2 protein-coding genes (1 of these 2 cut by a window edge) are annotated in these 15,721 nt (G+C 67.0%); both read right to left on the bottom strand.

Annotation, left to right across the window (positions count from 1 at the left end; translation table 11 throughout):
- A protein-coding gene (locus tag QQL87_RS19985) for a non-ribosomal peptide synthetase (protein WP_284420438.1) crosses the window boundary here: on the bottom strand, positions 1-5,999 show its 5' portion. The gene continues 565 nt to the left of window position 1, outside the view; 5,999 of the gene's 6,564 nt are visible here — the first part of the coding sequence; the start codon lies at positions 5,997-5,999; its stop codon lies off the left edge, out of view.
- Complete coding sequence (locus tag QQL87_RS19980) at positions 5,999-15,721, bottom strand: non-ribosomal peptide synthetase (RefSeq protein ID WP_284420439.1); 9,723 nt, start codon at positions 15,719-15,721, stop codon at positions 5,999-6,001. The genes QQL87_RS19985 and QQL87_RS19980 overlap by 1 nt, the downstream gene beginning before the upstream one ends.

The following is a 15,721-nucleotide window of genomic DNA, read 5'->3' as shown; positions in this document are numbered from 1 at the left end:
CGCGCCTCGATCTCGCCGAGCTCGATGCGGTGGCCGCGGATCTTCACCTGGTGGTCGGCGCGGCCGACATGCTCGAGCACGCCATCCCCGCGCCAGCGTGCGAGATCGCCGGTCCGGTACAGCCGGGCGCCGGCCGTCCCAAATGGATCGGGAATGAAACGCTCCGCGCTGAGGCCGGCACGACGCCAATAGCCGCGCGCAAGCCCCTCGCCGCCGATGAACAACTCGCCGATCACGCCGACCGGCGCAAGGTTGAGATCGGCATCGAGCACATGCAGCGTCGTGTTGCCGATCGGTCGTCCGACCATCGGGATCGGATCGTCCGGATTGATTCGATGACGCGCCGACCACACCGTGGTCTCGGTCGGCCCGTAGAGATTCCACACCTCGCGGCTCAGCGCCGTCAGCCGGCGCGCCAGGTCCGGCGGCAAGGCCTCGCCGCCGCTCAGCACGCGGCAGCCTGCCGGCCACCAGTTCGCGCTGTCCTCATGATCGAGCAGCATGCGCCAGCTCGACGGCGTCGCCTGGATGATGGTCACGCCGTGCCGCATCACGATGGCCTTCAGCACCGCCGGATCATGCGCCGCGGCGCGATCGGCCAGCACCACCTGCGCGCCCTGCGTCAGCGGCAGCCACAGCTCCAGCACCGCGATGTCGAACGACAGCGACGTCAATCCAAGCACGCGATCCTCGCGGATAATGCCCGGCTGCCCGGCCATCGTCGCCAAAAAGTTCGTCACCGCGCCATGGCGCACCATCACGCCCTTGGGCAGCCCGGTCGAGCCCGAGGTGTAGATCACGTAAGCGAGGTTCTCGGCATGCACGGCAACGTCGAGATCGGAGGCGTCGTCGTCCCCTGCTCCCGCCACCTCGTCGAGCAGCCAGACCTCGGCGCCGCTGTGCGCCAGCGCCGGAGCGAGCTCCTCCTGCAGCGACGCCTGCGTCAGCAGCAGCTTCGCGCCGCTGTCGTTCAGCATGTGCGACAGACGCTCCGCCGGATAGTCGGGATCGAGCGGCAGATACGCCCCGCCCGCCTTGAGCACCGCGAGCAGCGCCACCATCATCGTGATCCCGCGCTCCAGCGCGATCCCGACGACCACATCAGGCCCGATGCCGCGTGCCCTGAGCCGCCGCGCCAGACGGTTCGCCCGCGCGTTCAGGACGCCGTAGCTGACGCTGTCATCGCCATGCACCACCGCGACCGCATCCGGTTGATGTGCGGCCTGTGCCTCGAACTGCTGCTGCAGCGAATCCGGGACCACAGCTGCTGCCGGTGCATTCCAGACGCCGGTCAGCAATGCGAGATCATCAGCGGGAACGACACCGAGGCGATGCACCGGCATGAGCGGATTGGCTTCCAGCGCCGACGCCAATTGGCTGAGACACGCCTCCATCATGGCGCAGATCCGATCCGCCGTCACCGGAGCGACGGTCTGGGCCGTGAGACGCAGCGCGTCGCCATCGTCATCCACCGCCAGCATCACCGGGTAGTTGGTGCGCTCCTCCGCGCCGAGCCATTCGACCCGCTGCAATGGGCTGCCAAGTGCTGCGTCGGTCTCCTGCTTCTGACTATGGCGATAGTTCAGAATCGCGGTGAACAACGGCGCCGGCGGAGCAACTGTGCTGCAGCGCTGCGCCATCGCCAGGGATGCGTGCTCATGCGTCGTCAGCTCGGCGAGCCGCGCATGTGCCGCGCGCACGCTGTCCTCGACCGAGGTGCTGTCGAGATCGAGCCGCACGGGCAGCGTATTGATGAACAGCCCGAGGCTGCGATCGACCTCGGTGCCGGCGTGCATGCGACCAAACAGCACGGTGCCAAACACGACCTGCCGGCGTCCGCTGCTGCGCGCGAGCACCTGTCCCCATGCGAGGTGGCAGAGGCTGGCGAGACTGACACCGACACGGCGCGCCTGGGCCCGGAGCGTGCTGTCGAGCGAAGCCGGGATTGCGAGCTTCGCCTCGCGAACGCCCTCGCCGTCGCTGCGGATTGCCATCAGCCCGAAGGGCGCGGTCGGCGCATCGATGTCGCCGAGCATGGCGCGAAAGAAGCGCTGCTGCGCTTCCTGCCCGGCGGCATCGCGGGTTCGCGCCACGAGGTTGCGGAATGGAGTCGGAGCCGGCAGCGTATGTCCCTGCCCCGCCAGAATCACCTCCACCTCTCGGTGGATCGCCTGCAAGGTCGAATGATCACCGATCATGTGATGCAGCATCACCTGCAGCACCACGCGGCCATGCCGGGGATCGCCGGCCACTACGAACCGCAGCAGTGGTGCCTTGGTGAGATCGAGCCGGCGCGATCCCGACTCGAACCGCAGATCCACCGGCTCATCCGCGTCGAGCACGAGCTCAATGACATCGAGGCTCGCCTGCCGCCAGACGATTTGCGCCGGAACGGACAGGCCATCCCAGACGATCGATGTGCGCAACACATCGTGCCGGTCGATGACGGTCTGAACGGCAGCGAGATAGCGATCGAGCAGATCGCGATCCGGGAACGCCATCTGCGCGACGAGGACATAGGGATCGTCATCGGCCGCCAGAAGATGATGAAACAGGATGCCTTCCTGCAGCGGCGAAAGTGCGTAGATGTCCTGCACGTTGGCGATGCCCCCGGGCACGTGAGCGACGATTTGATCGATCTCGGGCTGGCTCAGCGCAATCAGCGGCAGCATCTCGGGCGTGATCGCCGTCGCTTGCATCGGAATCAGATTGGCCGGGATCTCGACCTCATCTGCGCGGCGAAGGCTCGCCGCAAGCTCGCTGAGCACAGGCTTCACGAACACGGTCTGCGCGTCCGTCGCGAAGCCGCGCCGCTTCAGGCGGTCGAGCAAGCGGACGATCAACAGCGACTGGCCGCCGAGCTCGAAGAAATGATCGTTCCGCCCGACCCGCTCCAGGCCCAGCAGCTCGCTCCAGATCGCGGCGATTGCCAGCTCGACTTCGCCCCTCGGGGCCTCATAGGCACGGCGCGAGAATGCATCATCATCGGGGGCCGGCAATGCGCGACGGTCGACCTTGCCGTTCGGTGTCAGCGGAAGCGCATCGAGATGGACGATGGCGGACGGCACCATGTAGTCCGGGAGACCGGCTTGCAGATGCGCCCGCAGCTCGGCGATCCATTGGGCGACATCGCTGGGCGCCTCGGCCGGCACGGCATAGGCGACGAGCATCGTGTCCCCTTGCGCATTGCGCTGCGCCAGCACGGCGGAATCGCGCACATCAGGCAGCGCACTCAAGCGGGCCTCGATCTCGCCGAGCTCGATCCGGAAGCCGCGGAGCTTGACCTGGTGATCGTTGCGGCCGAGGAACTCGATCTCCCCATCCGGAAGATAACGCCCGAGATCGCCGGTCCGGTACATTCTGCCATTGGAACGTGGACCGAACGGATCGGCGGCAAAACGTTCCGCCGTGAGATCGATGCGGTTCAGGTAACCGCGCGCAATTCCGGCTCCTCCGATCCAGATCTCACCCACCGCCCCGCGTGGCACCGGCAGGCCTTCATCGTCGAGCAGATAGATGCGCGCATTGGCGATCGGACGCCCAATCGGAACGACCGCACCGGCAAAGCCGTCGGGGCGCCGCCATGCGGTGGCGCAGACCGTCGCTTCGGTGGGACCATAGGCATTGAAGACAGCGACGCTCTGGGGCAACGCCTCGAAGAGATCCGCCCGCGGCAATTCGCCGGCGAGCACGAGAACCTCCAGGCTCGCGAGGCGCGCCAGATCCGCCCGGCCCTGCAGCAGCGCCGGGGGCAGCGTTGCATGAGTGATGCGGTGATCGGCCAGGTAGCCGAGCAGCGCCGACGCATCGCGGTGCTCGCCATTGCCGAGCAGATGCAGCTCGGCGCCGGAGCACAGCGCCATGACGATCTCCCACGCGCTCGCGTCGAAACTGAGGGAGGCGAATTGCACGATCCGACTGTGCGGCCCGGTCCCGAACAGCGCGATCTGGGCCAGTGCGAGATTGACCAGGCCGCGATGCTCGATCATCACGCCCTTCGGCTTGCCTGTGGAACCGGACGTGTAGATGACGTAGGCGAGATGGCGCGGCGTCAGGCGCAGAGCGGCGATGTCGGGCGCTGTGTCCGGCAAGTCCCGCCAGGCCGCGGCATCGCGCGCCACGTCGATGACAGCACATGCGACGGCACCGAGCACGCCGACGCTCGCCTCGTCACCGAGCAGCAGCACGGGCTCCGCATCGGCCATGATCTCTTGCAGCCGCTGCGCGGGATACAGCGGATCGAGCGGCAGATAGGCGGCTCCCGCCTTGAACACAGCGAGCAGGCTGACGATGGCATTGATGCCGCGCTGCTGGCAGATTGCCACCAGGCGATCCGGACCTGCCCCACACGCAATGAGATGGTGCGCAAGCCGGTTCGCTGCGGCCTCTAGCTCGCGATAGGTCAGTCGTTTGTCGCCATCAGCCACTGCGATGGCGGATGGACGCTCGCGTGTCTGATCGGCAATCAACTCCTGGACGCAGCGGTCGGGGGGAGTGAACAGATCCGTCCGGTTCCAGTCCTCCAGAAGCAGTAACCGCTCGTCCAATGAAAGCAGATCGATCCGGCGTACCGGCTGGCCGATGTCGGTGACCATGGCCCGCAGCGCCGCCAGCAAGTAAAAGCGGATGCGCAGCACGGTGTCGGCGTCGAACAGCGCGGTTGCATAGTTCAGCTTGCCGGAGATGCGTCCGCCGGACTCGCTGAGATCCAGCTCGAGATCGAACTTGATCTCCCGTTGCTCGGCCGCGAGGCGCTCGACCTCGAGCCCGGTCAGCGCGAGCTGGTCGATGTCACTGCTCTGCCACGCGAACACCACCTGGAAAATCGGCGTATATGCCGGATCCCGCGGCGGCTGGAGCGCGTCGACGATCTGCTCGAACGGCAGATCCTGATGGTCTTGTGCGGCGAGAACCGTCCGCTTCACACGTTCGATCAGCTCCGTCACGCTCGGCGCCTGCGAAAGGTCAAACCGGAGCGGCAGCATGTTGGCGAAGAACCCGACCAGCCCCTCGACCTGGGGCACCATCCGGTTTGCGGTCGGCGTACCGATCACGAGATCCTGCTGGCCAGCGAGCCGTGACAGCACGACCGCCCAGGCCGACAGCACGATCACGAACGGCGTCACGCCGAGCGTCAGGCTGAGTTGCCTGACCGCCTGCGACAGCGGCTCGTCGATCTCGACGGCCACGGCGGCACCGGCGAACGACCTGGGTGCTGTGCGCGGCCGATCGGTCGGAAGAGTCAGCAGTGGCGGGACGCCGGCCAGCGCAGCCTTCCAATAGTCGAGCAGGTGCTTCAGCCGGCCCTGCCCCGACGACTGGCGCTGCCACGCGGCATAGTCGGGATACTGAATCGCAAGCGGCGGCAAGGGATCGGCTGCACCGGTGACGAACGCATCGTATAGCGCGGACAATTCGCGCACGATCACGCCCATCGACCATCCGTCCGAGACGATATGGTGCAGGCTGAGCAGCACGACATGCTCGTCGTCTCCAAGCCGAAACAGCTCGCTGCGGATCAGCGGTCCCCGGGCAAGATCGAACGGCCTCCGCCTGCAGGCATCGAGCAGGTCGCCCATGCGCTGCTCGCGATCCGGCCGATCACGGAGATCGTGCGTCCCGAACGGAACCACAGTATCCGGCGGCAGCAGCCGCACCTGCGGCTCGCCCTGCTCGGCGACGAAGACGGTCCGCAACGCCTCATGGCGGGCGAGCAGATGATCCAGGCTGCGACGCCATGCGGCGACGTCCAGTCGCCCGCGGAGCCTCAGCACGGCGTCGATATGGTAGTTCGTACTCGTCCCGTCGAGTTCGGCCAGCAGCCACAGCTGCTGCTGCGCATAGGACAGCGGCAGCCTGCCCTTGCGATCGACGATCGGGATCGTATTGGCCTCGCGCGTCGCGGAATTGCGACTGCGCTCCCTGGCCGCCAGCGCCAGGCGCTGCAACGTATCGGCATCGAGATCGCGCAGGCCCGGCTTGACTGATGGTCTGCTCATCACGCTTCCGCCTCGATCAGGTCCTGGAGCTCGCGCCCCTCAAATTGCTCCTCGATCAGACGGATCGCGACGACGCGCGCGAAATCCGCCAGCTCTTGATGGGCGAACAGCTGGGACAACGGCATCGAGATGCCAAACTCCTGCGAGATCCGGCTGATCAGCCGCACGGCGAGCAGAGAATGTCCACCGATCTCAAAGAAGCGGTCACCGCGGCCCACGCGGTCGACGCCCAGCAGCTCCGTCCAGATGCGCGCCACCGTCGTTTCGATCTCACCATCGGGCGCCACGTAGTCGTTCGCCCTCGCGGCCCGAGACGATTGCGGCAGGCTGCGCCGATCGATCTTGCCGTTCGGCGTCAGCGGCAGGGTCGGCAGCACCACCACCCGCGATGGCACCATGTAGTCAGGCAGATCCGATTTCAGCGCGCTGCGCAGATCCGCGCCATCGAGCACGTCATCGCCACTGACGTAGCCGACCAGTTGCGCGACCGCGTCGACCTCCTGCGCGACAACGACACTGTCGCGAACACCAGGCAGCGCGCGCAGCCGTGCCTCGATCTCGCCCAGCTCGATCCGATGGCCGCGGATCTTCACCTGGTGATCGGCGCGGCCGACATAATCGAGCACGCCGTCGGAGCGCCAGCGCACGAGGTCGCCCGTCCGGTACAGCCGCGCACCGGCAGCCCCGAACGGATCCGGGACGAAGCGCTCGGCGCTCAGCCCAGCACGCCGCCAATAGCCGCGCGCAAGTCCTTCTCCACCTATGAAAAGCTCGCCAGCCACGCCCGCCGTCACGAGGTTGAAATTGGCATCGAGCACGTAGAACGTCGTGTTTGCGATCGGCTCGCCGAGCACCGGCGTCGGATCGTCGGCGCCCAGCCGACGGCGCGCGGACCACACCGTGGTCTCGGTCGGGCCGTAGAGGTTCCAGACCTCGCTGCTCAGCTCCGTCAGACGCTTCGCCAGATCCGGCGCCAACGCTTCACCGCCGCTCAGCACACGACATTGCGGCGGCAGCCACGCTTGCGTGCCGCCGAAATCGAGCAGCATGCGCCAGCTCGACGGCGTCGCCTGGATCATGGTGACGCCATGCTCGGCAACGATCGCCCTCAAGAGCGCCGGATCATGCGCCGCGGCGCGATCGGCCAGCACGATCCGGGCGCCATTCGCCAGCGGCAGCCACAGCTCCAGCACCGCGATATCAAACGACAGCGAGGTCAGACCGAGCACGCGGTCGGCCGCATTGATCCCCGGCCGCTGTGCCATCGTCGCCAGGAAGTTGGTCACCGCGCCATGGCGTACTATCACCCCCTTCGGCACACCGGTCGAGCCCGACGTGTAGATGACGTAGGCGATATTCTCCGGATGAAGGAAGATGCCGGGGTCCTCGGCGTGGCCGCTCCCTTGACCCGTGGCATCGTCCAGCAGCCACGCCTCCACCGCCGCGTCGGCCAGTGCCGGCGCGAGCCGATCGCGCAGCGACGCTTGCGTGAGCAGCAGTTTGGCATCGCTGTCCTGCAGCATGTGGGCGAGACGATCGGCCGGATAGTCCGGGTCGAGCGGCAGATAGGCCCCGCCCGCCTTCAGCACGGCAAGCAACGCGACCATCATCGTCAGCCCACGCTCCAGCGCGAGCCCGACCACCACGTCCGGACCAATTCCGTGCGCTCTGAGCCGTTGCGCCAGCCGGTTCGATCGCGCATTCAGCTCGCCATAGCTGATGCGGTGCTCGCCGCTGATGATCGCGACTGCGTCGGGCGCTCTGGCCGCGTGCGCCTCGATCTGCGTGACCAGGTTCGAGGATCGCCCGGGCGCGATCTGGTCAGCTGCTGCCATGCCCCATCGCAGCAGGCGCCCGCGCATATCACCGGTGATCGCCTGCAGGTCGCCGGTCGCAGCGGCGGCGTCAGCCGAGATCTGGTCCAGCCACCGTCGCATGGCCGCGCTGACCAGCCGAACTGCGGCCTCAGCCAGTTGGGCCCGGTCGTAGTTGAAGTCGAGCCGCAGACCGTCGGGGCCGTCGAACACGGCGACGGCCATCGCATAGCTCGTGGGAGTCACGTGCTCGACGCGACCGATCCGGGGCCCGGTGTCGCCGCGGTCGATCAACGATCGATCGATCGGATAGTTCTCGAACACCATGATGCTATCGAACAATGGCCGGCCAGCGGCTCCGGCGGCGCGCTGGATCTCGTGCAACGGCATCCATTCATAGTCGCGGGCGATCAGGTTGCGCGTCTGCAGGTCGCGCAGCCAATCGCCGACGACGGCCTGCGGGTGTGGTCCGTCGACCAACGGCAACGTATTGATGAACAGGCCGATCATGTCCTCGGCGCCGGCAAGCTCGGCCGGACGCCCGGCGACGGCGACGCCGAAGCAGACCGTGTCCTGCCCGCACTCATGCCGCAGCAGTTGGACCCAGGCGGCCTGCAGCAGCGTATTCATCGTCACGCGTTGCATCGTCGCGAACCGGCGGAGGCGCACGGCAAGCTCAGCGTCCAGAACCAGCGTAACCCGGCCATGCCCGGCTTCCGATGCGATCGCGCCTTTGGCACGGAACGCATCGGCGAGCAGCGTCGGCTCGGTGACGTCGACCAGCGTCCGGCGCCAGAATTCGGTCGCTCCGACCTGATCGCGGGTTTGAAGCCAGGCGATGTAGTCGCGATAGCGACCTTGCGGGACGGACGGCAGATGTCCGCCGACCCGCCGCAGCACATCGGCGAGCAGTCGCGCCGAGCTCCAGCCGTCGAGCACGATATGATGGTGCGTCCAGATCAGCCACAGCCTGTCGTCATCGAGCCGGATCAGCCGCAGCCGTTGCAGCGGCGGCCGCGTGACGTCGAAACCAAGGGCGCGCTCGTTCTGTCCAGCCTGGGCAAGCGCCGCATCCAGATCGGCACCATCGGCCAGATTCGCCATTCGGCTGCGCCAGTCCTCCTCGACCACGGGGACATCGACCGCGCGGTACACGATCTGCTGGGCCACGTCGGAGACATGCTGCCAGACAAATCCGGTCCGCAGCACCGCATGCTGCGCACTCGCGGCCTGCCAGGCTGACCGCAGCTGCGCCGGCGTGACGCCACGCAGTTCGATGGCGAGCTGGTTGACATAGGCATCGTCGCCACCATCACGAATGGCGTGAAACAGCATGCCCTGCTGCATCGGCGACAGCGGATAGATGTCCTCCACGTGACGGACATCGCGTGTCGTGCAGAGCCGATCGAGCGCGGCCTGATCGAGCCGCGACAGCGGAACGTCCGAGGGCGTAAGACATCCCGTGCCAGCAAGACAATGATCGACCACGCCGCGCAACGCTGCGGCATAGAGATCCGCAAGGCGCTCGATCGACGGCCGCCGATAGCGCCGGCGGCCATAGCGGAAGGCGAAGCGCAACTGGCCATCGCGCACCTCTCCCGTGAGGGTCAGCCACGCCAGCAGCGGCGTATCGCCGGCGCGCATCGGTCCCGGCGACTCCTGGGCGATCCGGTAGGCCGCCTTCCCGCCGAGATCGGCGTCGAAGCGACCGAGATAGTTGAAGACGATCTTCGGGCGCGGCGCTTGCGCCAGCGCCTGGCGGTGCTCCGGAGCACCGAGATAGCGCAGCACGCCATAGCCGAGGCCATGATCGGGAACAGCGCGCAGCGCCTCCTTCACACGCTTGATGCGCTCGGCGTCGGGATCCGCGCCTCCCTGGAGACGAAACGGAAACGCGCTGGTGAACCAGCCAACCGTGCGCGTGACGTCGGCGTCAGGACTGACATCCTCGCGGCCGTGGCCCTCGAGCTCGACGACGACGTCGTCGCGGCCGCTCCAGGCCCAGATCGCGCGGGCCAGCGCCGCGAGCAGCAGGTCGTTGATCTGGGTGCGGTAGGCCGCAGGCGCGGTCTCCAGCAGCCGCGCCGTCAGCTCGGCATCGAGGCTGAGCGCCACCTCGTCGGCATCGACTTCGACATCGAGCCCGCCATGATCTTCATCGCACGGACACTCGCTGCCTGCTGACGCAGCCAGCCAGAACGGCATCTCGGCTGTCAAACGTTCCGAGGTCGCGTGCGCGCGGAGCCGCCGCGCCCAGGATGACGGCGTCTCGCCCTGCGGCGGCAACGTGACTGCAGCCGCGCCGCCTGAAAGCTGATCGCATGCCGCGGCGAGGTCCTCGAGCAGGATTCGCCAGGACACGCCATCGACGGCAAGGTGATGGATCGCAATCAGCAGGCGCTGGCTGCCGTCGACCAGATCGATACCGACGGCGCGCATCAGGGGCCCCGACGTCAGCGACAGGCTCGCCTGCGCCGCGGATGCCAGCGCGACCACATCGTCCGAACGGACGCCGCTGCGGATCCAGAGCAGGTCCGACATCGCTAGCCCATCGGCCGGCGTTGCCTGCCATTCCGTTCCAACCTGACGATACGTCGTGCGAAGCGCTTCGTGATGCATGACGATGGCCGCCAGGGCCTTCTGCAGCACGCTCCAGCTCATGCGGTCCCGCGGGACCAGCAGCACCGCCTGATTGAAGTGATCGCGGTTGGCAATCGGCTCGGCAAAGAACCGCAATTGGATCGGCAGCAGCTCCGCAGCGCCGGCGTTCACGGCGCTGCGTGCTGCTGCCAGCGGCGCAGCAGCCGGTGTGGAGGTGGTCGCAACCACACCGGCCAGCGCCGCTATCGTCTGCTGCGCAAAGATCTGCTTCGGCGTCATCCTCACGCCACGCTTGCGCAGCCGTGCAATGATCTGCAGGCTGAGAATGGAGTCGCCGCCGAGTTCGAAGAAATTGTCGTTGCGGCCGATCCGCTCGCGACCGAGCACGTCCTGCCAGACTGCGGCGATCGTCTGCTCCACCTCACCGACGGGATCGGCATGCGCCGCGACGACACCATCGGTTGGCTGAGGCAGCGCCGCGCGATCGAGCTTGCCATTCGCCGTCAGCGGAAGGCGGTCGATCATGACGAAGCGCGACGGCACCATGTAGTCCGGCAGCAGCGCCGACAGTTGCTCCCGGAGCGAGTCGGCCGGTGGCGTGGCGCCCGCCGCCGCAACATAATAGGCCACCAGCTCGAGACGCTCCGTATCCGCGTCGATCGGCCGCGCGACGACCGCGGCATCGGCCACGCTGCGCAGCGCCGTGATGGCCCGCGCAATCTCGGACGGTTCGACGCGATAGCCACGCAGCTTGACCTGGTCGTCGCAACGGCCAAGAAACACGAGGCGGCCATGCCGGTCGCAGCGCACGCGGTCGCCGGTGCGATAGAGGCGCTCCCCCGCCGGTCCAAACGGATCGGGAACGAAGCGCTCAGCCGTCTGCCCCGGCGCGCTGCGATAGCCGCGTGCGACGCCCGCTCCGCCGACATAGAGCTCGCCTGTCACGCCGCACGGCACCGCGTTCAACGCGTCGTCGAGCACGTAAGCGCGCAGGTTTGCGAGCGGCAGGCCGATGGGAGCCGCCGCGTCGCCCAAGGCCTCCGTCAATTCGTGGGTCGCAATTCCCACCGTCGTCTCGGTCGGACCGTAATGATTGATGATCCGGCATTGCGGACGCAACCGGCGAACCTCGTCGATCAGTCGCGGATCACACGGCTCGCCGCCGAGAACCAGCACGTCACGGGGAAGCAGATCGGCAGTGCCCCGCGCCTGCAGAAGTCCGCGCAGATGGCTCGGTACGATCTTCAGGACATCGACCGCGCCTTCACGCATGGCCCGTGCGAAGGCGTCGGCATCGAAGGCCGCGTCCGCGGACAGCAAATTCAGCGTCGCGCCGCTGGCAAGCGCGCCAAACAGCACGGTGTGACCGAGGTCCGCGGCGACGGTCGAGACCATCGCCATGCTCGCGCCGGCCTTCGGTTGCAGCCGCGACAATAGCGCTTGCACGTAGTTGGCCAGCGCGCCGTGCGAGACCGCGACGCCCTTGGGGGCGCCGGTCGATCCGGAGGTGTAGATGACATAGGCCGTCTGCGCCGTATGGACGTCACGCGGAGCGAAGCGCTCCACGGCATCGCCGTCATCGTCGTCGCTATTCGCATCGAGCACGAGGCAATCCAGCGCCGACGCAGCAGCCAGCTGATCGCCGGCCGCAAGGAGGTACGTGATGCCGCCGTCACGGAGGATGCGATCGACCCTGGTGACCGGCCAGGCCGGATCGAGCGGCACATAGGCCGCTCCGGCCTTCAACACGCCGAGCAGCGCCGCGACGAAGGTCGGCGACCGTTCGATCCACAGCGCGACAGGCTCTTCGCGTCCGACGCCGCCAACGGCCAGCCGGCGCGCGATCCGGTCCGACCATCGCCCGAGTTCAGCGACGCTGATGTCCACCGCTCCATGGCGCAGGGCGACCTGATGACCACGTCCGACGGATGCGGTCTCGATGAGGTCGAGAATGCTGGACGACGGAAAGGTCCGGACGTCCTGCGTCACCGTTTGGCGCGCATCGGCCGCCAGGACGAACTCGGCCAGTGTGCGCTCGGCGCCGTCGGCGATCTGCCGCAGGAAGTCGACGAATTGGTCAGCCATCCGTTCGACCGTCGCTGCGTCGAACAGGTCGGTCGCGTAGTTGAGGCTCGCGTCGATGCCGGCCGCGCCGTCGATGATATCGAGCGCGAGGTCGAAATGCGAGCCGGCGAGGTCCATGATCCGGGCGTCGGCACGCAGACCGTCCAAGGCGGTGAAGCCGCGCGGCGCCGTCATGTAGTTGAACTTGACCTGGAACAGCGGATTGTGGCCGCCCGAGCGGGCCGGCTTGAGCGTATCGACCAGCCGATCGAACGGAAGATCCTGATGTGCAAGGCCGGTGATGACCTCCTCGCGCGCCTGAGCCACCAGATCGGCGAAGCTCATATCGTCAGCGATCTCGGCACGCAGCACCAAGGTGTTGACGAAGCAGCCGATCAGGGCTGCAAGCTCAGCCTGCCGACGGCCCGCAACCGGCACGCCGATGCGCAGATCCGCCTGTCCGGAATAGCGAAACAGCAGCAGTTGATAGGTGGCGAGCAGCAGCATGAACATGCTGACGTTCTGCTGCCGCGCCAGGGATCGCAACTTCGAGACCAGTTCCGGCGGGACTTCGACATGAATCGTGTCGCCACGATAGGTCTGCACCTGTGGGCGCGGACGGTCGAACGGCAAGGCCAGCGGCGGGTGCGTATCGCCCAGCCTTCGGCACCAATAAGCGAGCTGCCGGTCGGCCTCAGGACTTGCGAGCCAGTTGCGCTGCCATGCCGCGAAATCCGCATATTGAATGGACGGTGGCGGCAACATTGCTTCGCTGCGCCCCAATCGGTCGTAGAGCGCTGAGATTTCGGCCAACAGCACGTCCAGCGACAGACCGTCTGCCACGATATGATGGGCCGACAGCAGCAGTTCATTCCGTTCGCTGGCGAGCGGCATCAGCACCGCCCGCAGCAGCGGTCCATTGACGAGGTCGAACGGCTTCGCAAGCTCCTCCTTGATGCGCGCCTCGAGCCTCACGGCGCGATCGGCGGGGGAACAGCGACGCAGGTCCTCGATCGCGACCAGAAATTCCTGCGCCTTATGGATCACCTGCGTCGCTTGACCGTCGTGCGATGCGAAGGTCGTGCGCAGCGGCTCATGGCGGGCGACGATCTCGCTCAGCGCCTGCACCAGCCGCCCCTGATCGAGCTCTCCCTCGAAGGTAACCCGACAGGCAATCGTGTAAGCCGTGCTGGACGGATCCATGCTCCAAAGAAACCAGAGCCTCTCCTGCGCAGGCGACAGCAACTGCCGCGTACCGGCGACCGCAGCCAGCAATGGCGGCAATGCTTCAGAGACCGTGCCCGCCGCATCGACCCGAGCCGCCAGAGCGTCAAGCGTGGGCGCGTCGAAGAAGCTGCGCAGATCGAGGGCGACATTCAGCTGCTCGCGCACCATCGCGACGACCTGCGCGGCCGCGACCGAGTTTCCGCCGAGCATGAAGAAATCGTCGCCGCGGCCTGCGGCGGCGATGCCAAGCGCGTGCTGCCAGATCAGCGCTAGGCGCCGTTCGGTTTCGCTCACGAACTCCGCGGCCGGCGACGGCTCGCTCGGCTGACGGCCTCGCTCGAACACCATGAAGCTGTCGAGCGTGCCCTGCGCCCAACCGGCGCGGCAGGCCGAGCGCTGCAGCTTGCCGCTGGTCGTAAGCGGCATGGCTTGCGGATTCAGCAAGACGATGACGGCCGGATGCTCCTGCGTCTGCCCCATGACGGCGTTGCCAATCGCCTTGATCAGCACATCCGGAGGCGTTCGACGGAGCACCGTTCTGCTGAACTCGGCCGCGATCCCGATGCCCTCGCGGCCGCTGACCTCGACCGGAAATGCAGCCACCCGCCCCTTACGGACCTGCGTCACCTCCGTCTCGACCGCCTGCTCCAGGTCGAACGGATAGATGTTCTGGCCGCGCACGATCAAGAGATCCTTGAGCCGTCCGGTCACGACCAGCGCGCCGTCGCGAACGAAACCGAGATCACCGGTCCGCAGCCAGCGCGCGCCATCCCGCTCCACGAACGTCTGCTGCGTGGCCAAGGGATTATTCCAGTAGCCCTGCGCCACACTTGGGCCTGCGACCCAGATCTCCCCGATCTCGCCGGACGCGGCATCGCACGACGCATCCGTGCTCATGATCCGCACAGCATGACCGTCGGCGACGACGCCGCACGACATCAGGTCCGTGCCCTCGCGCGCATCGGCGGCGCGCCCCTTGGCCAGCTCCGTCAGATCGAGCCTGTGACAGACCGCGTGGCTGCGCTGATCGCCTGCCGTGACCAGCAACGTCGCCTCGGCGAGACCGTAGCAGGGCGTCAACGCGCGGCCGTCGAAGCCTGCCGGCCTGAAGCGCTCGGCAAATCGATCGAGCGTCGCGCGGCGGACGAACTCCGATCCGGAAAACGCGAACCGCCATCTGCTGAGGTCCAGGCGGGCGATGGCGTCATCGGAAACGCGGTCAGCACACAGCGCGAACGCAAAGTCCGGTCCACCGCTGCAGGTGCCGCCATGACGATCGATCGCGTCGAGCCAGCGGCGCGGCTGCTCGAGGAAATTGCGCGGCGACATCAGCACTGCGGTGAAGCCGGTGAACAGCGGGTTGAGCAATCCGCCCATCAGGCCCATGTCGTGATAGAGCGGCAGCCAGCTGACGAAGACATCGTCCTGGGTCCCGCCGAGGACCCTCTCTATCGCAATCTCGTTGGCGACGAGATTTGCGTGCGTGACGCATACTCCCTTGGGCTGCGACGTCGAACCCGAGGTATATTGAAGAAACGCGATCGCGTCGGCCTTCAAATCCGGTTCGCTCCAGGACGCCGCGGACTCGTCACCGATGGCGTCGACGGCCACGACATGCGCGCTGGTCCGGCCGAGGGAGGCCGCGACAGTCTCGCACAGACTGGTCCGGGTCAGGACGAGGCGTGGCTGCGCATCGTGCAGGATGCCGGCGAGCCGGCTGCTGTAGCGCTCTTTCGCCGTCTCCGGAGGATAGGCGGGAACGGCGATCACACCGGCATAAAGACATGCGTAGAAGGCGACGGCATAGTCGAGACTGTTCGGCAGCAGGATGACGGCGCGTTCGCCCGGACCGGCGAGTGCCTGCAGATGTGCGGCCAGCGCGCGAATGCGCCGATCGAGAGCCGCAAACGTCAGCTCTTCAACAGCCCGTTCGCCTTCGATGAAGCGCAGCGCAGGACGGTCGGCCCGCAGGGCTGCATGCTGACGCAGCCGTTCGACGAGAGTTTCTGTCTGCAT

The organism is Bradyrhizobium sp. SSBR45G, from assembly GCF_030159255.1.
Lineage (GTDB): Bacteria > Pseudomonadota > Alphaproteobacteria > Rhizobiales > Xanthobacteraceae > Bradyrhizobium.
Note: the sequence above shows the minus strand (reverse complement) of the source record. Positions and strands in the feature narration are given on the sequence as shown.

Excerpts from the sequence above, each read along its gene's own strand:
- QQL87_RS19980 (WP_284420439.1), bottom strand. The coding sequence starts at position 15,721 with ATGCAGACAGAAACTCTCGTCGAACGGCTGCGTCAGCATGCAGCCCTG.